The following is a 19,448-nucleotide window of genomic DNA, read 5'->3' as shown; positions in this document are numbered from 1 at the left end:
GCGCTATCACGTCACCTCCATAAGGTGAATGCCTGCATGCCTGAATTGCCCGAAGTTGAGACCGTCCGCCGCGGCCTGCAACCCGCCATGGAGGGGTCGAAAATCCTCAAGGCGGAAGCCCGGCGCAAGGATTTGCGGTTTCCCTTTCAAAAAGACTTTATCGCTCGGCTGGAGGGCCAGACGGTGACCGGCCTTGGCCGCCGCGCCAAATATCTGATGGCGGACCTTACCTCCGGCGACGTGCTGCTGATGCATCTGGGCATGTCCGGCTCGTTCCGGGTGCTCGATGGCGGCGCTAACAATGCGCCCGGCCAATTCCACCATCCGCGCAGCGAGGACCGCGCGCATGATCACGTGGTGTTTCACATGTCGTCGGGCAGGTCCGTCGTGTTCAACGATCCGCGCCGCTTCGGTTACATGAAGATTATTGCCCGCAACGTGCTGGAGGATGAACCGCTATTGAAGGGTCTCGGGCCCGAGCCGCTCGGCAACGAATTCGACGCCGCGATGCTGGCGCGGTCCTGCTTCAACAAGAAGACCAGCCTGAAGGCCGCGCTGCTCGACCAGCGCGTGGTTGCCGGCCTCGGCAATATCTACGTCTGCGAGGCGCTGTACCGCTCGCATCTTTCGCCGCGCCGGTTGGCGGCGACGCTGGCAACGAAGACGGGCGAGCCGACCGACCATGCCGGGCGGCTGGTGAATGCAATTCACACAGTGCTCAATCAGGCCATCAAGGCCGGCGGCTCCTCGATCAACGATCATCGGCTGACCTCGGGCGAACTCGGCTATTTCCAGCACTCGTTCCAGGTCTATGATCGCGAGGGCGAGAAGTGCCAAACTAAAGGCTGCGGCGGTGTCGTGCGACGCTTCGTACAGAACGGCCGTTCAACCTTCTGGTGTCCGAAATGTCAGAAATGACCATCACGCCGACGCTCGAAACGAGGCGACTGATCTTGCGGCCGCTGGCGCTATCCGATGCGCCGGCGATCCAACGTCATTTCAACAACTGGAATATCATCCAGCATCTCGCATCGGTTGTCCCCTGGCCATATCCGGAGGACGGCGCGACCACTTTCATTACGAGGGAGTTGGAGAGGGTCGCCGCAGGGGAAGAGATCTATAATTGGATGCTGGTGTTGCGCGGCGGTGATGGCGAGGCGATCGGGAATATTCGCTTTCGCCCGAGGGCGGATAATGCGAAGGGCAACCGGGGCTTCTGGCTCGCGGAGCGCTATTGGAATCAAGGCCTGATGAGCGAAGCCGTCGCGGAGGTGAACAATTTCGTCTTCGGCGTACTCGGCCTCGAGGTTTTCTACGTCTGTAACGCGGTAACCAATGAGGCATCGCGCCGGGTCAAGCAAAAGACCGGTGCCGAATTGGTCGGCTACACCGAGCTTGCCCATCACAACGGTCAGACGCTAGCGGAACGATGGCGTGTGACGCGGGAACAATGGCTGCGCCGGAACAGGTAGGCGGAGCGAAGCAATCCAGCGGGGCTGGTCGGCTGGATTGCGTCCGTCTTCCCGCGAAGCGGGAATGTCAGACTCGAGCCGGCGCTCTCAGGAAGAGAGCGCTGTCGTTCGCGATGACCGGCAGCGCAGCCATAGCCGGAAGTATCGCAGGCGTTTCCACCAACTCCTCGATAATCGGCTCGTCGCCGGCCGCTGCCATATTGCCGAGCTGCACTTCGATCCACTGCCACAGAGCGCGGATTTCCTCGGCAGATTTGCCGCACGGCGCGTATTCGCAGACCGCAAGTCCGGCGCTGAGCGCATCCTGATGATCGTTGCGCATCACGATGAAGGGTTTGGCAAGGATATCGCCGATGTCGAGCGCGGCCTCGTCGCTCAGCGCGGTCTCCGCGCTGGTGAGGCGCGTGCCCCGGATCGGCGTCTGGTTCAGGACATAGGCGAACGGCTTGCGCCAGGCCCTGACGACGCTGAGCGTCGGGGCGGTCGCCTCAATGTCCGCGATGCTCGGGCGCGTCGGGATCAGGCAGAAATCCGCATAACGAATCGCTGAATTGGTCGCGGCGCTGACGCCGCCGGCGGTATCCACGATCGCTACCGTCACGCCCTCGCGGTCGAGCGATTGCAGGCGTTGCTCGACCTCCCTGGCGGCATAGACCGGCTCGACGACCGGCGCGGCATAGGGGCGGCGGCGCTTCCAATTGGAAAGGGTGCCCTGCGAGTCCGTCTCGATCAGGCGGACATTGTGCCCGGCCCGGATGGCGGCAAGCGCAAGGCTGATGGCGAGCGTGCTTTTGCCGGAGCCACCCTTCTGGGTGGCCAATACGATCGTCTGCATTTCAGATCCTTTGGATGGCTTTCAGGCATTTTGGTTACGGCACACGAGCCGCGCCGCATTCTGCGACGCCGAGTTACGCGCTCGCTCAGACGTGCCCAGCCCGATCCAAAGGTCAGGGGATCGCGGTAGTCCGAATCAGTCAGCTTGCAATGATGCCCGATTATGGAAGTGTGGTCATCCGGGCAAATACTGCCGTGTGGGGCATCGGCGCCCGATCATCGACGGCATGGCCCATATCCGGCGGGCCGATGGCCGCCACCATGCCACTCGCCGACGTCATGCGGCCTGCTGGCGTGCGGACGGCACACCCGGCGGTATAGGTCCCGGCTCTGCGGTGCACCGCTGACGCGCTGCACCGCGTCCGGGACACGAACTCCTACTTCCTGACGCAGATCACGCGGACCACCGACGCCTTGGCGTCCGTCGATCCGTCAGCCGCGTTGATGCCGTTGGCCTTGAGGAAGTCGCGTACCGTTTCGGCGGTCACCAGCATCGCTTGCGCTGCCGGCACGCCATTGGTAGGTCCCGCCACTTGAACCGGCTTCAACAGCGCGATGCCGGCGAATTTGCCGTCGCCGTCCTGCGCGGGCGCGCCGGAGAAGCCAAGCGCCGGCGCGGGCGTCAGCGCGATATCGCTGCTGCCGCCTAGCTGGGCCACCGTGGCCTTGGTGCTGGTCACCGCCACGCCGCCGCCCTGGTTCTGCGGATCGGCAATGCCGGTGAGGTCGAGCGCCGGCTTGGTGGCGGCATTGGCGAGATTGAGCGCCTTCAGCCCGCGCGCGCCATAGATGCGCAAGAGCGCCAGATCGTGCTCCTTGTCCTCGGCGACACGGTCGGCATTGCCGAACCCTGCGATCGCGACCGTGAGGCAGCCGTCGGTGATCTGGCGGTCGGCCAGAATCGCGCCATCGTCGCCGACGACGACACCGGTGCCGTACTCCACGCTCTTGCGCGGGGGAGGCCCCGCCGTCTGCACGGCCGCCGGAAATGCGTTGAACGCGCTCGACATCGCGATCACCACGGGCTCGACGGTGTTTTCGGTTGCCTGGTCGTACATGATGGTGAGGATGCGGACCTCGTCGCCTTTGAAGGTGCCGCGCATATAAAACTTCTTCAGGCCCTGCAGGCCGGACAGGACGAAGAAATCCGGCTTGACCACGGTGTAATCGATGGTGCGGCCCGGCTCTTTCTTCTCGCGCTCGGCGAGTTTTGCCGTGGTCGGATTGGCTTCCTTGCGCCGCGAAAGCTGGATCTGGATCGTGCCGGTTGGTGACGTCCATTTGGTGCCGTTGGCGTCGCTGGCCTGCTGCGGCACCAGCTTGGTGGGAATGCCGAGCCGCGCGCTAGTGCCGGGATCGATGACGATTTTCCAACCGACGCTTTCCTGCTTTTTTCTGGCAGTATCGGCGAGGAGGCCGCGCTCCTGCGGATTGAGCACGCCGGTTGATTTAGCCCCGCGCGACTTCTGGAATTCCTTGATCGCATTGACCATGCGCTCGCTGACGTCGCCGGTGATGGCGCCGTTATATTGCCCGACCCACGCGAGGTCCGACTGCAGCGCCAGCCGCTCGGCCTGGCCTAAGGCCTTCGCCGTGTCCTCCGGCTTCTGCAGCGCGGGACGGATCGGCACCGTCGTGACTTGCTTCGGCTTGGCGCCCGCCGTGGAAGGGGGCATCATTTGCGCCTGCGCGGCGGTCCCGGAGATCACAAAAGCCGAGGCTGCGATCATCAATGTTGCTGAAAGCACCAATCTCATGACAAATCCCGGCAGAATAACGAGAGTGCGATCATTGACGCCCGGCCAATTAAGCACATCTGCTTAGTCGGCAACAACCGCGCCCCGGTTCAGGGGGATTATCGCCTCATCCTGAGGAGCCGCGAAGCGCGTCTCGAAGGATGAAGGCCCGGCTGGGGCCGCATGGTATCCCGGCGATGCGAAGCATCGTCCGGTAGACGCGCGTTCCGCGCTCCTCACCATGAGGGTTTGCCAGCGAAGGAAGGACAGCACACGACCATGTTGAGCGCCGACGAACTCGAACGCTACGCCCGCCATATCGTGCTGCGCGAAGTCGGCGGTCCCGGGCAGGCCGCCCTGAAAGCGGCATCCGTGCTGGTGATCGGCGCCGGCGGACTTGGCGCGCCCGTCCTGATGTATCTGGCGGCGGCCGGTGTCGGCAGGCTCGGCGCTGTCGATGACGACGTGGTCTCGCTGTCCAATCTGCAGCGGCAGATCATCCACGCCACGCCGGACATCGGGCGGCCCAAGGTCGACAGCGCCGCGGAGACCGTTCACGCGCTCAATCCCCACGTTCGTTTCGAGGCGCATGGCGTGCGTCTCGATGCGGGGAACGTGATGTCGCTGATCGACGACTACGATCTCGTGCTCGACGGCTCCGACAATTTCGAGACCCGCTATCTGGTTTCCGATGCCTGCTTCTTTGCCGGCAAGCCGCTGATCACGGCGGCGCTCGGGATGTTCGACGGATCGCTGACCACGATCCGGGCGCATGAACGAGACACCGGCGGCCACTTCAATCCGACCTATCGCTGCCTGTTTCCCGAACCGCCGCCGCCCGGCACCATACCGGCCTGCGCCGAGGCCGGCGTCATGGGCGCGCTGGCGGGCATGCTCGGCTCGATGATGGCGTTGGAAGCGATCCGCGAGATCGTCGGCTTCGGCGAGAGCCTGGTCGGCCGACTGGTGATGGTCGATGCACGCGCGATGCGGTTTGAAACATTGCGCTACGCACGCGATCCGCAAAACCCGCTCAACGGCGATGCGCCTACGATCACTGATTTGAGCGGGCACGCGGCGTAGTATTCACCGCTTCTCGCTGTCCATATGCGCAAGCTGCGACTCCGGATAGCGCGCCCCGGCCGCCACGCCGGGCGGAAACGCCTCGGCCAGCGCGGACAAGTGAGCCCGCGTCAGTTTTACATCGAGCGCGCCGAGCGCCTCAGCGAGACGGTCACGGCGGCGGGCGCCGACCAGCGGCACGATGTCGTTGCCCTGCGCCGCGACCCATGCAATCGCGACCTGTGCGGGGGAGGCGCCGAGCTCGCTTGCAATCGCACGCAATGAATCCACCAGCGCCAGATTGGCGTCGAGATTGCCTCCCTGGAAACGCGGGCTCATGGCACGAAAATCCTTGGTCCCGCGATCGGCCGTCCAGTGTCCGCTGATCAGCCCGCGCGACAGCACGCCATAGGCCGTGATGCCGATGCCGAGTTCGCGGCAGGTCGGCAGGATGTCATCCTCGATGCCGCGCGAGATCAGCGAGTATTCGATCTGCAGGTCGGTGATCGGGTGCACCGCATGGGCGCGTCGAATGGTCTCCGCGCCGACTTCCGACAGGCCGATATGCCTGATCCAGCCGGCCTTCACCATGTCGGCCATCGCACCGACCGTCTCCTCGATCGGCACGGCCGGATCGAGCCGCGCCGGCCGATAGATGTCGATGGTCTCGACGCGGAGCCGCTGCAGCGAATAAGCGAGGAAATTCTTGATCGCCGCCGGACGGCTGTCATAGCCGGACCAGTTCTTTGCGGGGTCGCGCAGCGCGCCAAACTTGACGCTGATCTGGATATTGTCGCGGCCGCGCGCAGCGAGCGCTTCGCCGATCAGCATTTCATTGTGACCCATGCCGTAGAAATCGCCGGTGTCGAGCAGGGTGATGCCGGCATCGAGCGCGGCGTGGATGGTGGCGATGCTCTCGCTGCGGTCGGCCGGGCCGTAGAAGTCTGACATGCCCATGCAACCGAGGCCGATGGCAGAAACGGTTGGGCCGGTAGAGCCGAGTTTGCGTCGTTCCATGGCGGTTCTCCTCGTAGTCGGCGCCGGATCTGCGCCGTGATGACGAGGCGGATATGGACCTTTTCGACTGAGCCGGTAAGATGGACAATTCCAAACAGCTTGTTCACTATGTCGAACAATGAAAGATCTCGACCTCCGCGACCTCGACGTTTTTGTTGCCGTGGCGCGCACCCGGAATTTCCGCCGTGCCGCGATCGAGCAGGGCGTCTCCGTCTCAAGCATCAGCCAGCGGCTGCGCGACATGGAAGAGCTGCTCGGTGTGCGCCTGATGAATCGTACCACGCGCAGCGTAGCCCTCACCGAAGCCGGCGAGTTGTTGCTGGGGCGCGTCGGCCCGGCGCTCTCGGATGTCGGCGCGGCGCTCGATCAGGTGCGCGGCCTGCGGGCCGTGCCGTCGGGGCGTTTGCGCATCAACGCTCCGCCACCGGCAATCGACCTGGTGATGGCGCCGATGGTCGCGCCGTTTCTCGAGAAGCATCCCAAGATCGAGCTGGAGATCGTCGGCGAGAGTTCGTTTGTCGATATCGTCGCCGGCGGGTTCGACGCCGGCGTGCGCTATGGCGAACATCTGGCGCAGGACATGATCGCGGTCTCGCTCGGGGCGCCACAGCGTTACGCAGTGGTGGCGTCGAAGGAATATGTTGCTCAGCATGGTCGACCGGAAGTGCCGAAGGATCTGCTCGACCATGCCTGTATCCGCACCCGCTTCGGCAGCGGCGCGATGCTGGATTGGGAGTTTGAGAAAGCGGGCCGTGTCGTGAAGGTTTCACCGCCGGCCAAGCTGGTCGCGACCCATCTGGGGCTGGCGTTGCGCGCCGTCCATGACGGGGTGGGCTTCTGGTTGACGTTCGAAGGTTATGTTCGGTACGGCATCAAGTCGGGCGCGCTGGTCAGCGTGCTCGACGACTGGTGCCCGCCGTTTCCGGGACCGTTTTTGTATTATCCGAGCCGTCGCCAGCCGCCGCCGGCGCTTGCCGCGTTCGTGGCGTTTATTGCGGATTGGCGGAAGCGGGAGAGGCGGAAGAGCGAAAAATCTATCGTCGTCCCGGCCAAGCGAAGCGCGAGCCGGGACCCATAACCACCGATGTTGCTTGTCAGGAAGACCTTAGGCCCTAGCGTGTCGTAACCACAAAGGCCTGTGGTTATGGGTCCCTGCTTTCGCAGGGACGACTTCGTTGAAGCCTCCCGCTCACAGCATGCTGGGCAGCACGCGATCTGGCGGCTTGTGGTTGTCGAGGAAGGTCCGGATGTTGATGATCACCTTCTCGCCCATCTCGACGCGGCCTTCGATGGTGGCCGAGCCCATATGCGGCAACAGCGTCACCTTGCCGGCTTTCGCCAGCCGAACCAGTTTCGGATTGACCGCGGGCTCATGCTCGTAGACGTCGAGGCCGGCGCCGCCGACGTCACCGGCTTCGAGCAGCTTGATCAGCGTGTCCTCGTCGATCACGCCGCCGCGCGCGGTGTTGACGATGTAGGCGTCTTTGCGGATCAGCTTGAGCCGCCGGGCCGACAACAGGTGATAGGTTGCCGGCGTGTGCGGACAGTTCACCGAGATGATGTCCATCCGCGCCAGCATCTGGTCGAGGCTTTCCCAATAGGTCGCGCCGAGTTCCTCGGCAATAACAGGCGCCACCGGACGGCGGTTGTGATAGTGGATCTGCAGGCCGAAGGCGCGCGCGCGGCGAGCCACCGCCTGGCCGATGCGGCCCATGCCGATGATGCCGAGGCGTTTGCCGCCGATGCGGTGGCCGAGCATCCAGGTCGGCGACCAGCCCGGCCAGTTCTTGCCGTCGGGGAGGATCGTTGCGCCTTCGATCAGCCGCCGCGGCACCGCGAGAATCAGCGCCATGGTCATGTCGGCGGTATCTTCGGTCAAAACCTTCGGCGTGTTGGTCACGGTGATGCCGCGCGCATGTGCTGCCGCGACGTCGATATTGTCGACGCCGTTGCCGAAATTGGCGATCATGCGCAGCTTGCAGTCAGGGTGCTTGAGCATCTCCTCGCTGATCGTGTCGGTGACGGTCGGCACCAACACGTCAGCCGAGCGGCTGGCTTCGGCAATCTGCTGCGGCGTCATCGGCGTGTCGTCGAGATTCAACGTCGCGTCGAACAGCTCGCGCATCCGGGTCTCGATTGAGTCCGGCAATTTGCGAGTGACGACGACGAGAGGTTTTTTCTTGATCGACATGTCCTGCTCTCATGAGGGAGGTGCGCAGACGCGCGCCGTTCAGACCTCATTAACCCGGTTGTTCGACACTGCGATGGCCACGCGGTCTCGGTATCCGGCTGTTTGCTGAGGTTAAGTCCCTTGGGTTCCCCAATACTTGCCTCGGATTTTCGGCGGAAAATCCAGGCGTTCTGGTTCTAGGCGTTCCGTCCTCTCTATCAGAAGACCGGGCCAAGACAAGAACCCTCGGCCGTCGCAAGCCGGATGCGGCCAAAGCGGGGCACGGGGTCTGGGGTTTCGGGCGTTAGCGGGCGGTTTCAACTCGGAGAATTCGAGTTGGGCGTGGCTCGGCAGGAGACGGGTTGATGGCGTTGGGGCGTTTCTGTTCGGTAGCGGTGCTGGCGGCGTGCTGGCTTGTCGCTTCCGTCAGCACAGGGTTTTCGGCCAAGGATTCGGCCACCACCACGAGCGGCCTGCCGGTGCCACGATATGTCAGCCTCAAATCCGATCATGTGAATGTGCGGGCCGGTCCGACCAAGGACAACGACGTCGCCTGGGTCTATACCCGCTCGGGCCTGCCGGTCGAAATCACCGCCGAGTTCGAGAACTGGCGGCGCGTGCGCGATTCCGAAGGCGCCGAGGGCTGGGTCTATCATTCGCTGCTGTCCGGCCGCCGCACTGCGGTCGTCACCATGAAGAGCAAGGACGAGTTGGCGTCGCTGTACGATAGTCCCGATCCGACCAGCGCGGTTGCGGCCCGCCTGCAAGCCGGCGTCGTCGCGCAAGTCAAGAAATGCGCCAATGGCTGGTGCCGCGTCGTCGGCAACGGCTTTGACGGCTGGATCGAGCAGCAGCGCCTATGGGGCGTGTATGCAGACGAGAGGGTGGATTGAGGATCTTGGTCGTCCCTGCGAACGCAGGGACCCATACGCCGCGGCTTCTCAATAGGGCGCGCGGGTAGACGCCTTTCCTCACAACATAGATTTGTGGTTATGGGTCCTGCGTTCGCAGGGACGACAGCTAGCGCTTCTTGCGCAGTCGCACGACCATGTCGACGCGTGCGATCTCGTAGCCCTCGGGCACGTCGGGCATCTTCGACAACACTAGATGCGGATCGGGAATGTCGACCAGCTCATGATTGTTCTCGAGATAGAAGTGGTGATGCGCGGTGACGTTGGTGTCGAAATAGGTCTTGGTGCCGTCGACCGAGACCTGGCGCAACAGGCCGGCGTCGGTGAGCTGATTAAGCGTGTTGTAGACGGTGGCCAGCGACACCGGAACCTTGGCGAGCGTCGCTTCTTCGTAGAGCATTTCCGCGGTCAGATGGCGGGCACCCTTACCGAACAGCAGCCAGCCCAGCGCCATGCGCTGGCGGGTGGGCCGAAGACCCGCGGCCTGCAGCATTTCGTTGACGTCGTGCCATGGACAACCGGTCAACGCCGGCTGGTGTCCGGAGGCGCGGGCAGCCGGATCGATACCGTCGTCGTTCAGGGGCGAGGTCTGGTCGTTTCTGTCCACTTCGGTACCACACGCGCTAACTTGGGCAATATTCTTGCCCAATATAAAAGGAAATCAGGTAGATGCAAGTTTTTCGCAACTAGAACCGGCCCAAGGTTAAGAGGAACCAGCGTGACTATGGGGCGTTTTAGCCCGTTCCAGTGCTTTGCCGGGCCGTAATGCCTATGTTACAGAGCGCGCGGACCACATATGCGATTTCGGCAGAGACTAGTGCCGATAGCACCCTAAGTAGCGCCAAATTGCGGGAGACAACGTTCTCCCGTGGGGAAACGGGTCCGGTTCGCTCAAAAGCGCTCCATCGGGACATCTTAAGGTGAGGCTGAATACGATGCTGGATCGGCGCAGCGGTTATGAATACGAGGATTTGCTTGCCTGCGGCCGCGGCGAGATGTTCGGCCCCGGAAATGCGCAGCTACCGCTGCCGCCGATGCTGATGTTCGACCGCATCACCGAGATCACCGACAAGGGCGGCGAGTTCGGCAAGGGTCTGATCCGCGCCGAACTCGATGTGAAGCCGGACCTGTGGTTTTTCGGCTGCCACTTCAAGAATGACCCGGTCATGCCGGGCTGCCTTGGCCTGGACGCGATGTGGCAGATGGTCGGATTTTACCTCGGCTGGATCGGCGGCGAGGGACGCGGCCGGGCGCTGGGGCTCGGGGAATTGAAGTTCTCCGGCCAGGTGCTGCCGAACGCCCGCAAGGTTGTGTACAACATCGACATGAAACGCGTGATGCGTTCAAAGCTGGTGCTCGGCGTCGGCGACGGCTGGCTTTCCATGGATGGCGAGATTATCTATCGCGCCAAGGATCTGAAGGTCGGGCTGTTCAAGCAGGGCTCCGCGCCGGGCGGCTGAGCAACACGATCACGCAGCAACAAACCTTCACAGAACACGTAAACGGCGAGGCGAGGCGATCATGAGGCGGGTTGTCATCACGGGGATGGGTATCGTCTCATCCATCGGAAACAACACCCAGGAAGTGCTTGCGAGCCTTCGCGAGGCAAAATCCGGCATCACGCGTGCGGAAAAGCACGCCGAGCTCGGTTTTCGCTCGCAGGTGCACGGCGCGCCAACGCTCAATCCCGCTGACGTCATCGATCGTCGCGCCATGCGATTCCTTGCCGAAGGAGCGGCTTGGAATCACGTCGCGATGGAGCAGGCGATCCGCGATTCCGGCCTTGAACCCAACGAAGTCTCCAATGAGCGCACCGGCATCATCATGGGGTCGGGCGGCCCGTCGACGCGGACGCTGGTGGAAGCGGCCGACATCGCGCGCACCAAGGGTCCGAAGCGGATCGGCCCGTTCGCGGTGCCGAAGGGCATGTCATCAACGGCCTCGGCGACATTGGCGACCTGGTTCAAGATCAAGGGCGTGAACTATTCGATCTCGTCGGCCTGCGCGACCTCGAACCATTGCATCGGCAACGCCTATGAGACGATCCAGATCGGCAAGCAGGATGTGATCTTCGCCGGCGGTTGCGAGGAGCTCGACTGGACCCTGTCGGTGCTGTTCGACGCCATGGGCGCGATGTCGTCCAAATACAACGACACGCCGGCGACGGCCTCGCGCCCCTACGACATCAGCCGCGACGGCTTTGTGATCGCGGGCGGAGCCGGCGTGGTGGTGCTGGAAGAGCTCGAACGTGCCAAGGCGCGCGGCGCACGCATTTACGGCGAACTGGTCGGCTATGGCGCGACGTCGGACGGTTACGACATGGTGGCGCCGTCGGGCGAAGGCGCCGAGCGCTGCATGCGCATGGCGATTTCGACGGTGAAGACGCCGATCGACTACATTAATCCGCACGCCACCTCGACGCCGGCCGGCGATCCGCCGGAGATCGAGGCGATCCGAAAGGTGTTCGGCACCGGCGACAAGTGCCCGCCGATCTCGGCGACCAAGGCGTTGACCGGCCATTCGCTCGGCGCTACCGGCGTGCAGGAGGCGATCTACTCGCTTCTGATGCTGAACAACGGCTTCGTCTGCGAGAGCGCCCATATCACCGAACTCGATCCGGTGTTTGCCGACATGCCGATCGTGCGCAAGCGCATCGACAACGCCAAGCTCGGCACCGTGCTGTCGAACTCCTTCGGCTTCGGCGGCACGAACGCCACGCTGGTGTTCAAGCGGCTGGATGCGTGATGTACTCGTCATGCCCCGCCACCCGGGTCTCGCCTTCGGCGAGCCCGATGACAGGCTCCGTCGGGGCATCCAGTGCGCCGCGGCCTCTCGGCTAAATCACTGACGCCTCTGGAATACTGGATCACCCGCATTCGCGGGTGATGACGTCGAAGACAATGGGAGCGAGCGTACGATGCAAGACCTGATGAAAGGCAAGCGCGGGCTGATCATGGGCGTCGCCAATGATCATTCGATCGCCTGGGGCATCGCCAAGACGCTTCACGCGCAGGGCGCCGAACTCGCCTTCACCTATCAGGGCGAGGCGCTCGGCAAGCGCGTCAAGCCGCTGGCGCAATCGCTCGGCGTCGATACGGTGCTGTCGTGCGACGTCGAAGACCTTGCCAGCGTCGATTCGGTTTTCGCGGCGCTGAAGGCCAAATGGGGCGGGCTCGACTTCGTCGTCCACGCGATTGCGTTCTCCGACAAGAATGAGTTGAAGGGGCGCTATGCCGATACCACGCGCGAGAACTTTTCGCGCACCATGCTGATCTCCTGCTTTTCGTTCACCGAAATCGCCAAGCGCGCCGCCGAGCTGATGCCCGAGACCGGTGGCTCGATGATCACGCTGACCTTCGGAGGGTCGGTGCGCGTGATGCCGAATTACAACGTGATGGGTGTGGCGAAAGCGGCGCTGGAAGCGTCAGTACGCTATCTCGCCGCCGACTTCGGCCCGCGCAAGATCCGCATCAATTCGATCTCGGCCGGCCCAGTGCGCACGCTGGCGGGCTCCGGCATCGGCGATGCGCGCGCGATGTTCGCCTTCCAGCAGAAACACTCGCCGCTCGGTCGCGGCGTGACGCTGGAAGAACTCGGCGGCTCCGCGCTCTATCTGTTGTCCGACCTGTCAGGCGGTGTCACCGGGGAAATCCACTACGTCGATTCCGGTTACAACGTGATCTCGATGCCGCGACCCGAAGAGCTGAAGGGAACGGCCGAATAGCCCATTTCTCGTCATGCCCCGCGTATGCGGGGCATCCAATACGCCGCGGCCTCTCGTTTCAATCACCAACGTCTCTGGGATACTGGATCACCCGCCCCAGTGCGCAATTGCGCACAAGGCGGTGATGACGGCGAGGTTCACCCCGCCGCGATCTTCTCCGCGCGCTGAAAGGCCGGACGCGCCGCGCAGCGGTCGATATAAGCGTCGAATGACGGCCGTGGCGGCACCATCTTGAACATCCGCACCGCAAAATTCAGCCCCGAGCCGAGCATGATGTCGGCGGCCGAAAACTTCTCGCCGAGAATCCAGGGGCCCTTCTGCAGGGCGGCATCGAGCACGTCGAACGTTTGGGTCGCACTGCCCCATGACGCTGTACTCGACGGCACCTCCAGCTTCGTGAAGAGCTGGATCAGCGCCGGTTCGATGCAGCTCGGCGAGAAGAACAGCCACTGCAGATATCTTGCGCGCAGCGGATCGGTGGCGGCCGGCGCAAGGTGGGTTTCGGGATAGCGGTCGGCGATGTAGGCGCAGATCGCTGCCGCCTCCCCGAGCGCGGCGTCGCCGTCCTTCAATCCCGGCACCTTGCCCATCGGATTGATCGCTAGATATTCCGGCGCCTTCTGCGCGCCCGTAGTGATGTCGGTGAGCACGCGTTCATAAGGCAGCCCGGCTTCTTCCAGCAGCCAGATCGCGGAGAAGGAGCGGGAGCGCGGCGACCAGTAGAGTTGGATCATGGGACGAACCTTTCTTCGGCGTGGACGAACAGCGCTTGTTCATTGCGCGTCTGCCGCGAATTGGCAACGCACTACGCCTGGAACTAACGAGCCGTGCTCCAACGATATGTTGGTCAACTTCACTTCGCGCAGCAGATCGGTTGGCGATTTCCAGAGACTCTAACCACCGGGGCCCCGCCATGCAGGAGTGCTCAATCGTTCTTGAGATAGTCAGGCAGCGTCTGATCGAGCCTTGCCGCAACCAGCGCACGGGTTCTTTCGCGAAGCATCGCATTACCCGGAACGGCTGTCGCCGGCTCGGGAAACAGCGAGTTGTCGAGTTTGGTGAGCGGATCCTCGGTCAGTCGCAAGCCTTCGGCCAGTCGCGTGCCTAAGCCAGCGAACGGACGACCAATAGTCTCGTAGTTGCCGCCGTCGAGCAGAGTCACGCCAACATTGGCGAACAGGTGCGAGTGCCTGACGACTGATCCTAGTCCGCGACTATATGCGCCGATGCCGTCAAGCATCAGATTGGTGCCCGGCACCTGCCCCTTGAATCGGGTTATAACAAGGTAACGCTCGCAGTTCGCAGCCGGCGTGATGCTTCTGACGATCGCCGGCAGGCCCTCGCGGGGATCGGGTAAGAATCGTGACGTCGGATTATAGAAGGGCTCAAACGCGCCCTTCGGATAGGTGATCCTCCGTACGGCTGGATCAGTGCCGGTTGCCGCGCGTACCCGCGCGACTACGAGATCATCGAGTCCCCACCCCTCGACCGTGACCGCGCTCTCCTCGGTCTCAAATATCGTGAGGCCAAATCTTTGTACGGCAAAGCGGTCCCCGAGCGCCGAAATGACGCCAAGTCGGCAGGGACCCTTTTCCGCAGCAAGTGGTTGCTTCGCGGCCGCCTTGGCCTTGGGCGCCGCCTTCTTTGCGGCGGCTCTTGCGGGTGTCGATGCCGCCGGGGCACTGGTTGCTGAAGGGGACTGGGCCCACCCGTCTACCGCGAAGCATGACACGAGGATGGCGGCAGCGAAGCTACGGAACATGGCCTGAAGAACGAGAGTTGATGACAGTGAGCAAATAAACTAGAGGATGCGGGCTCCGTTCGCAAGCCGAGCGATGGCCTTCACGCCGATTTTCGCCAGCGATAATATTTCATGAAGCGGCCGGTCATCGGCTCTTCCTTCTCGAACACAAAGCCCTCGCGCTCGTACCAGCGCCAGACCTTTTCGTTCTCGCGCACGCAGCGCAGCCAGATTTCGTCCGGCAGATGTCTGCGCGTAAAGGCGAGTAGTTGGCGTCCGACGCTGTTGCCCTGATATTCCGGCGCGACGAACAACTGGTCGAGATAGCGATCTGAAAGATGCAACGCGAGCATCGCCGCCAGTTTCCCGTTGTCGTCGGCGACGTAAAGGCTCCAACCCTTCTCCACCTCCACCGGGACACGCGCGCGCAACTTTGCCAGCAGGGCGTCGCTGGCATCTTCCAATCCGGTCGAGACCCAACTGTCCATCCAGACCCGGGCGATACGGTCATACTCGTCTGGTCGGGCGAGGCGGATGATGATTTGTGACACGGTGATATCTCCCGAGGCGCCTGATGCGTCAGGTCCGTGATTTCCGTGATGACGATCCCGTCTTGCGCTGTTCGCGCAATGCGTCGGCTGCGAGGCAAACCACTTCGGAGATTTGCTGGAGCTGTCCGGCGAGCGGGCTCGTCTTGCGCCAGACCATGCCGATGGTTCGCGACGGCTGCGGATTCCTGAAGCGGGCAACGGAGACCGGCGCCGAGCGGGTTTCCACCGCGACCGCCATTTCCGGGATCAGGGTGACGCCGATACCGGCGCCGACCATTTGCACGAGCGTCGACAGCGAGCTCGCGTCCAGAACTTCCCGCGGCGGCGAGGACTGCATGTTGCAGAACGACAGCGCCTGATCGCGGAAGCAGTGGCCCTCCTCGAGCAGCAAGAGCCGCATTTCGCGCAGCGTGTCGTGGCTCGGTACCGGCGTTCCTTCATCCTCGCCCGGCCGCACCAGCAGGAAATTCTCAGAAAAGCACGCGACCTCGGTCAGTGAAGGCTCCGACACCGGCAGCGCAACGATCGCGGTATCGAGCCGGCCCTCGACAACTTCCTTGATCAGCTTCGGCGTTAGCGTCTCGCGCACGTGAATGTCGAGCTCCGGATGCAGGCGCGCGAGATTCTCGATTACCTTCGGCAAAAGATAGGGCGCAATCGTAGGAATCATGCCGATGCGTAAGCGCCCTGCGAGCCGGTCACGCGAGGCACGGGCAAAATCTCCGAGTTCATCGACCGAGCGCAGGATGTCGCGGACACGCTGGACGATCTCTTCGCCGAATTTCGTCAGCGTCACCTGTCGCGCACTTCGCTCCAGCAGCACGCCGCCCAGGACCTCTTCCATTTCCTTGATTTGCATCGACAGCGCCGGCTGCGAGATCGAACATGCCTCCGCTGCGCGTCCGAAATGGCCGTGACGTGCCAGCGCATCGAAATAGCGAAGCTGTCTGAGTGTCATCTGGATCATCAGAATATCTTATCAGCTCGATCATTAAAATCAACTTCACCTGATGGAAGGCTCTGCTTAGAGTGCTTCCAATCCGAACAGGAAGCGACCTCAGGAGACAATCATGGATGACAAGACCAAATGCCCGTTCTCGGGCGGCAATCGCGCACGCACGAACCGCGACTGGTGGCCGGACGCGCTCGACGTGTCGGTTCTTCACCGCAATTCCACGCTCTCCGATCCGATGGGCGAGGCGTTCGACTACGCCAAGGAATTCAAGACGCTCGACCTCAATGCCGTGATCAAGGACCTGCACGCGTTGATGACGGACTCGCAGGAATGGTGGCCGGCCGACTTCGGTCACTACGGCGGCCTGATGATCCGCATGGCGTGGCACAGCGCAGGCACCTACCGCATCACGGATGGCCGCGGCGGCGCCGGCGCCGGTCAGCAGCGCTTCGCGCCGCTGAATAGCTGGCCTGACAACGCCAACCTCGACAAGGCGCGCCGGCTGTTGTGGCCGATCAAGCAGAAATACGGCCGGAAAATCTCATGGGCCGACCTGATGATTCTGGCCGGCAACGTCGCGCTGGAATCGATGGGCTTCAAGACGTTCGGCTTCGCCGGCGGCCGCCCCGACGTCTGGGAGCCCGAGGAGCTGTTCTGGGGGCCTGAGGGCACCTGGCTTGGCGACGAACGCTATAGCGGCGAACGCCAGCTCGCCGAGCCGCTCGGCGCCGTGCAGATGGGCCTCATCTACGTCAACCCGGAAGGGCCGAACGGCAATCCGGACCCGATCGCGGCGGCCAAGGATATCCGCGAGACCTTCTTCCGCATGGCGATGAACGACGAGGAAACCGTCGCCCTGATTGCGGGCGGCCACTCGTTCGGCAAGACCCACGGCGCCGGCGACCCGTCGCTGGTCGGAGCGGACCCGGAAAGCGGTGCGCTCGAGGATCAGGGCCTCGGCTGGAAGAGCAAGCATGGCACGGGCGTCGGCGCCGACGCCATCACCGGCGGCCCTGAAGTCACCTGGACGCAGACGCCGACCAAGTGGAGCAATCTGTTCTTCAAGAACCTGTTCGAAAACGAATGGGAACTGACGCAGAGCCCGGCTGGCGCGAAGCAGTGGAAGGCAAAAGGGACGGAAGCCACGATCCCGGACGCCTACGACAAGTCGGAGAAGCATGTGCCGACCATGCTGACCACCGACCTGTCGCTGCGCCTCGACCCGGCCTACGAGAAGATCTCGCGGCGCTTCTATGAGCATCCGGATCAGTTCGCGGATGCGTTCGCGCGTGCCTGGTTCAAGCTCACGCACCGCGATATGGGCCCGATCGCGCGTTACCTCGGCCCGCTGGTGCCGAAGGAAACGCTGATCTGGCAGGACCCGATTCCGGCGGTCGATCATCCGCTGATCGGCGAGCAGGACATCGCCGCGCTGAAGGCGAAGATTCTCGCCTCCGGCCTGTCGGTGTCCCAGCTCGTCTCGACTGCATGGGCATCGGCCTCGACGTTCCGCGGCTCCGACAAGCGTGGTGGCGCGAACGGCGCGCGGATTCGCCTCAGCCCGCAGAAGGACTGGGAGGTCAACCAGCCGGCCGAGCTCAAGACCGTGCTGCAGAAGTTAGAGTCGATCCAGAAGGAGTTCGGCAAGAAGGTTTCGCTTGCCGACCTGATCGTTCTCGCCGGCTGCGCGGCGGTCGAAAAAGCCGCCAAGGACGCCGGACTGGACGTCAAGGTTCCGTTCTCGCCGGGTCGCATGGACGCCTCGCAGGAGCAGACCGACGTCGAATCCTTCGCCCCGCTCGAACCGCGTGCCGACGGCTTCCGCAACTTCGTCAGCGCCAAGAAGCACCAGTTCATGAAGCCTGAGGAAGCATTGGTGGACCGGGCGCAGTTGCTGCGGCTGACGGGGCCCGAGATGACAGTTCTCGTCGGCGGCCTGCGTGTCCTCGGCGCCAATTTCGGCGGGTCGAAGCACGGCGTGTTCACCCAAAAGCCCGGCACGCTGACGAACGACTTCTTCGTCAACCTGCTCGACATGGGCACGCAATGGCAGCCCGCCGGCTCCGACGGCGTATACGAGAGCCGAGACCGCAAGACGAATGCCGTCAAGTGGACCGGCACCCGCGTCGACCTGATCTTCGGTTCGCACTCGCAGCTCCGCGCCTTCGCGGAAGTCTATGCGTGCACGGACTCGAAGGAGAAGTTTGCGAAGGATTTCGTGGCGGCGTGGACCAAGGTGATGAACCTCGATCGATTCGACATCGCCTGATCCTGGCAAGAGCCATCCGGAAAATAAAAAAGGGCGGCCGAGAGGCCGCCCTTTTCACTTGGGATGCGCTCAAACGCCGAGTGTACCGGCCTTCGCCGCGGCATAACGCTCGGCGATCTTGGCCCAGTTCACCGTATTCCACCACGCTTTCAGATAATCCGCGCGGCGGTTCTGGTAGTTCAGGTAATAAGCGTGCTCCCAGACGTCGTTGCCCATCAGGGCGCGCTTGCCGTCCATCATCGGATTGTCCTGGTTCGGACGGGTCTCGATCGCAAGCTTGCCGTCCTTGCCCACCGTCACGAACACCCAGCCCGAGCCGAACTGGCGTCCGCCGGCAGCATTAAAATCGTTCTGGAATTTTTCCATGCCGCCGAGATCGCGGTCGATCGCCGCCAGCACCTCGCCTTCCGGCTTGCCGCCGTTCGGGCCCATGATCTCCCAGAACATGGTGTGGTTGGCATGGCCGCCGAGATTGTTGCGGACGGTGAATTTGATGCTGTCGTCGAGCGCATTCAGGTTGCCGAGCACGTCCTCGATCTTCGCCGTCCCCAATTGCGCATTGGTCTTGGCGACGTTGTTGAGGTTGGCGACATAGGCTGCATGGTGCTTGCCATGGTGGATTTCCATCGTCTTGGCGTCGATGTGGGGTTCGAACGCGTTGGTCGGATAGGTCAGCGGCGGCAGCGTGAACGGCCCGGTTGGGGCGGCGGCCGGGGCGGGAGCGGCGGCCTGCGCGAAGACGAGACGTGGGGCTGTAGCCACGGCCGCGATACCGGTTGCAGCAAACATCAAGTGGCGCCGGGACATGGATGACATCGACTTCTCCTTATGTAGGTGAGCTTGGTGAGTATGTGTGGACGGGACGCCGCAGGCCGCTGCACGCGGCAAGTTACCGGCGAGGGGCGCGATCGGGTTTCGTTTTCTTTCCTCATAGCCCTGCGACGGAATCGCACAGGTGTGCGCGGTCCTGGCAGTGTAACTCGGGCCGCCAACAAAAAAGGGCGAC

Annotated in this window: 19 protein-coding genes; 9 read left to right on the top strand and 10 right to left on the bottom strand. The window is 63.1% G+C overall.

All coding sequences use genetic code 11. The features are described 5' to 3' along the window. The first annotated feature begins 36 nt into the window (after nt 1-36). Nucleotides 37-918: a bifunctional DNA-formamidopyrimidine glycosylase/DNA-(apurinic or apyrimidinic site) lyase gene (gene mutM, locus V1278_RS02595; protein WP_334379606.1), complete on the top strand. Its 882-nt coding sequence runs from the start codon at nt 37-39 to the stop codon at nt 916-918. After that, nucleotides 915-1,472, top strand: a complete 558-nt coding sequence (locus tag V1278_RS02590; protein WP_442893787.1) for a GNAT family N-acetyltransferase — start codon at nt 915-917, stop codon at nt 1,470-1,472. The genes mutM and V1278_RS02590 overlap by 4 nt, the downstream gene beginning before the upstream one ends. 67 nt (nt 1,473-1,539) lie before the next feature. Here V1278_RS02590 and V1278_RS02585 read toward each other — a convergent pair whose 3' ends face one another. Both V1278_RS02585 and V1278_RS02580 read right to left on the bottom strand, forming a co-directional pair. After that, nucleotides 1,540-2,307, bottom strand: a complete 768-nt coding sequence (locus V1278_RS02585; protein ID WP_334379605.1) for a ParA family protein — start codon at nt 2,305-2,307, stop codon at nt 1,540-1,542. Nucleotides 2,308-2,683: 376 nt separating this feature from the next. Further along, nucleotides 2,684-4,063, bottom strand: coding sequence for a serine protease (locus V1278_RS02580; protein WP_334379604.1), 1,380 nt, complete (start codon nt 4,061-4,063; stop codon nt 2,684-2,686). 258 nt (nt 4,064-4,321) lie between these two features. On the opposite strand from V1278_RS02580, the gene V1278_RS02575 reads away from it, so the two are divergent. Continuing rightward, complete coding sequence (locus V1278_RS02575; RefSeq protein WP_334379603.1) at nt 4,322-5,125, top strand: HesA/MoeB/ThiF family protein; 804 nt, start codon at nt 4,322-4,324, stop codon at nt 5,123-5,125. A gap of 3 nt (nt 5,126-5,128) precedes the next feature. On the opposite strand, the gene V1278_RS02570 is transcribed toward V1278_RS02575, so the two are convergent. Continuing rightward, the gene (locus V1278_RS02570) at nt 5,129-6,121 is read right to left on the bottom strand and encodes an aldo/keto reductase (RefSeq protein WP_334379601.1); all 993 of its coding nucleotides are present in this window, start codon (nt 6,119-6,121) and stop codon (nt 5,129-5,131) included. A 118-nt stretch (nt 6,122-6,239) separates the two neighbouring features. Between V1278_RS02570 and V1278_RS02565 the strand changes: the two genes are divergently transcribed. Further along, nucleotides 6,240-7,199 (top strand): LysR family transcriptional regulator, encoded by a 960-nt coding sequence (locus tag V1278_RS02565; RefSeq protein ID WP_334379599.1) that lies wholly within the window; start codon nt 6,240-6,242, stop codon nt 7,197-7,199. A gap of 111 nt (nt 7,200-7,310) precedes the next feature. On the opposite strand, the gene V1278_RS02560 is transcribed toward V1278_RS02565, so the two are convergent. Beyond that, nucleotides 7,311-8,312: a 2-hydroxyacid dehydrogenase gene (locus V1278_RS02560; protein ID WP_334365902.1), complete on the bottom strand. Its 1,002-nt coding sequence runs from the start codon at nt 8,310-8,312 to the stop codon at nt 7,311-7,313. A 344-nt stretch (nt 8,313-8,656) separates the two neighbouring features. Between V1278_RS02560 and V1278_RS02555 the strand changes: the two genes are divergently transcribed. Continuing rightward, nucleotides 8,657-9,184, top strand: a complete 528-nt coding sequence (locus V1278_RS02555) for an SH3 domain-containing protein (protein ID WP_334365903.1) — start codon at nt 8,657-8,659, stop codon at nt 9,182-9,184. 127 nt (nt 9,185-9,311) lie between these two features. Here V1278_RS02555 and irrA read toward each other — a convergent pair whose 3' ends face one another. Next, nucleotides 9,312-9,782, bottom strand: coding sequence for an iron response transcriptional regulator IrrA (gene irrA / locus V1278_RS02550; protein ID WP_334369096.1), 471 nt, complete (start codon nt 9,780-9,782; stop codon nt 9,312-9,314). 355 nt (nt 9,783-10,137) lie between these two features. On the opposite strand from irrA, the gene fabA reads away from it, so the two are divergent. The 3 genes from fabA to fabI all read left to right on the top strand — a co-directional run bounded on the left by fabA (nt 10,138) and on the right by fabI (nt 12,926). Next, nucleotides 10,138-10,662: a 3-hydroxyacyl-[acyl-carrier-protein] dehydratase FabA gene (gene fabA, locus V1278_RS02545; RefSeq protein ID WP_057844746.1), complete on the top strand. Its 525-nt coding sequence runs from the start codon at nt 10,138-10,140 to the stop codon at nt 10,660-10,662. A gap of 61 nt (nt 10,663-10,723) precedes the next feature. Next, a complete protein-coding gene (fabB, locus tag V1278_RS02540) occupies nt 10,724-11,947 on the top strand; it encodes a beta-ketoacyl-ACP synthase I (RefSeq protein WP_334365904.1) in 1,224 nt (407 codons plus the stop codon). Between the two features lie 172 nt (nt 11,948-12,119). Further along, complete coding sequence (gene fabI, locus V1278_RS02535; protein WP_334365905.1) at nt 12,120-12,926, top strand: enoyl-ACP reductase FabI; 807 nt, start codon at nt 12,120-12,122, stop codon at nt 12,924-12,926. A gap of 137 nt (nt 12,927-13,063) precedes the next feature. Here fabI and V1278_RS02530 read toward each other — a convergent pair whose 3' ends face one another. From V1278_RS02530 to V1278_RS02515, 4 genes are all read right to left on the bottom strand, one after another. Continuing rightward, nucleotides 13,064-13,660, bottom strand: coding sequence for a glutathione S-transferase family protein (locus V1278_RS02530; protein ID WP_334379598.1), 597 nt, complete (start codon nt 13,658-13,660; stop codon nt 13,064-13,066). A 191-nt stretch (nt 13,661-13,851) separates the two neighbouring features. Continuing rightward, on the bottom strand, nt 13,852-14,688 hold the full coding sequence (locus V1278_RS02525) for a hypothetical protein (RefSeq protein WP_334379597.1): 837 nt from the start codon (nt 14,686-14,688) through the stop codon (nt 13,852-13,854). A gap of 80 nt (nt 14,689-14,768) precedes the next feature. Next, nucleotides 14,769-15,218: a GNAT family N-acetyltransferase gene (locus V1278_RS02520; RefSeq protein WP_334379595.1), complete on the bottom strand. Its 450-nt coding sequence runs from the start codon at nt 15,216-15,218 to the stop codon at nt 14,769-14,771. 28 nt (nt 15,219-15,246) lie between these two features. After that, nucleotides 15,247-16,185 (bottom strand): LysR substrate-binding domain-containing protein, encoded by a 939-nt coding sequence (locus tag V1278_RS02515; protein ID WP_334365909.1) that lies wholly within the window; start codon nt 16,183-16,185, stop codon nt 15,247-15,249. A gap of 103 nt (nt 16,186-16,288) precedes the next feature. On the opposite strand from V1278_RS02515, the gene katG reads away from it, so the two are divergent. After that, a complete protein-coding gene (katG, locus tag V1278_RS02510; protein WP_334379594.1) occupies nt 16,289-18,442 on the top strand; it encodes a catalase/peroxidase HPI in 2,154 nt (717 codons plus the stop codon). 69 nt (nt 18,443-18,511) lie between these two features. Here katG and V1278_RS02505 read toward each other — a convergent pair whose 3' ends face one another. Then, nucleotides 18,512-19,258, bottom strand: coding sequence for a superoxide dismutase (locus V1278_RS02505; protein ID WP_334379593.1), 747 nt, complete (start codon nt 19,256-19,258; stop codon nt 18,512-18,514). Between the last annotated feature and the right edge of the window lie 190 nt (nt 19,259-19,448).

Source organism: Bradyrhizobium sp. AZCC 1577 (assembly GCF_036924575.1).
Classification (GTDB): Bacteria; Pseudomonadota; Alphaproteobacteria; order Rhizobiales; family Xanthobacteraceae; genus Bradyrhizobium.
The sequence above is the reverse complement of the archived record's forward strand: the minus strand, read 5'-3'. Positions and strand labels throughout refer to the sequence as shown.

What these genes read in the sequence shown, in the direction of transcription:
- mutM (WP_334379606.1), top strand. Translation starts at nt 37, where the DNA reads ATGCCTGAATTGCCCGAAGTTGAGACCGTCCGCCGCGGCCTGCAACCC.
- V1278_RS02590 (WP_442893787.1), top strand. Translation starts at nt 915, where the DNA reads ATGACCATCACGCCGACGCTCGAAACGAGGCGACTGATCTTGCGGCCG.
- V1278_RS02585 (WP_334379605.1), bottom strand. Translation starts at nt 2,307, where the DNA reads ATGCAGACGATCGTATTGGCCACCCAGAAGGGTGGCTCCGGCAAAAGC.
- V1278_RS02580 (WP_334379604.1), bottom strand. Translation starts at nt 4,063, where the DNA reads ATGAGATTGGTGCTTTCAGCAACATTGATGATCGCAGCCTCGGCTTTT.
- V1278_RS02575 (WP_334379603.1), top strand. Translation starts at nt 4,322, where the DNA reads ATGTTGAGCGCCGACGAACTCGAACGCTACGCCCGCCATATCGTGCTG.
- V1278_RS02570 (WP_334379601.1), bottom strand. Translation starts at nt 6,121, where the DNA reads ATGGAACGACGCAAACTCGGCTCTACCGGCCCAACCGTTTCTGCCATC.
- V1278_RS02565 (WP_334379599.1), top strand. Translation starts at nt 6,240, where the DNA reads ATGAAAGATCTCGACCTCCGCGACCTCGACGTTTTTGTTGCCGTGGCG.
- V1278_RS02560 (WP_334365902.1), bottom strand. Translation starts at nt 8,312, where the DNA reads ATGTCGATCAAGAAAAAACCTCTCGTCGTCGTCACTCGCAAATTGCCG.
- V1278_RS02555 (WP_334365903.1), top strand. Translation starts at nt 8,657, where the DNA reads ATGGCGTTGGGGCGTTTCTGTTCGGTAGCGGTGCTGGCGGCGTGCTGG.
- fabA (WP_057844746.1), top strand. Translation starts at nt 10,138, where the DNA reads ATGCTGGATCGGCGCAGCGGTTATGAATACGAGGATTTGCTTGCCTGC.
- fabB (WP_334365904.1), top strand. Translation starts at nt 10,724, where the DNA reads ATGAGGCGGGTTGTCATCACGGGGATGGGTATCGTCTCATCCATCGGA.
- fabI (WP_334365905.1), top strand. Translation starts at nt 12,120, where the DNA reads ATGCAAGACCTGATGAAAGGCAAGCGCGGGCTGATCATGGGCGTCGCC.
- V1278_RS02530 (WP_334379598.1), bottom strand. Translation starts at nt 13,660, where the DNA reads ATGATCCAACTCTACTGGTCGCCGCGCTCCCGCTCCTTCTCCGCGATC.
- V1278_RS02525 (WP_334379597.1), bottom strand. Translation starts at nt 14,688, where the DNA reads ATGTTCCGTAGCTTCGCTGCCGCCATCCTCGTGTCATGCTTCGCGGTA.
- V1278_RS02515 (WP_334365909.1), bottom strand. Translation starts at nt 16,185, where the DNA reads ATGATCCAGATGACACTCAGACAGCTTCGCTATTTCGATGCGCTGGCA.
- katG (WP_334379594.1), top strand. Translation starts at nt 16,289, where the DNA reads ATGGATGACAAGACCAAATGCCCGTTCTCGGGCGGCAATCGCGCACGC.
- V1278_RS02505 (WP_334379593.1), bottom strand. Translation starts at nt 19,258, where the DNA reads ATGTCATCCATGTCCCGGCGCCACTTGATGTTTGCTGCAACCGGTATC.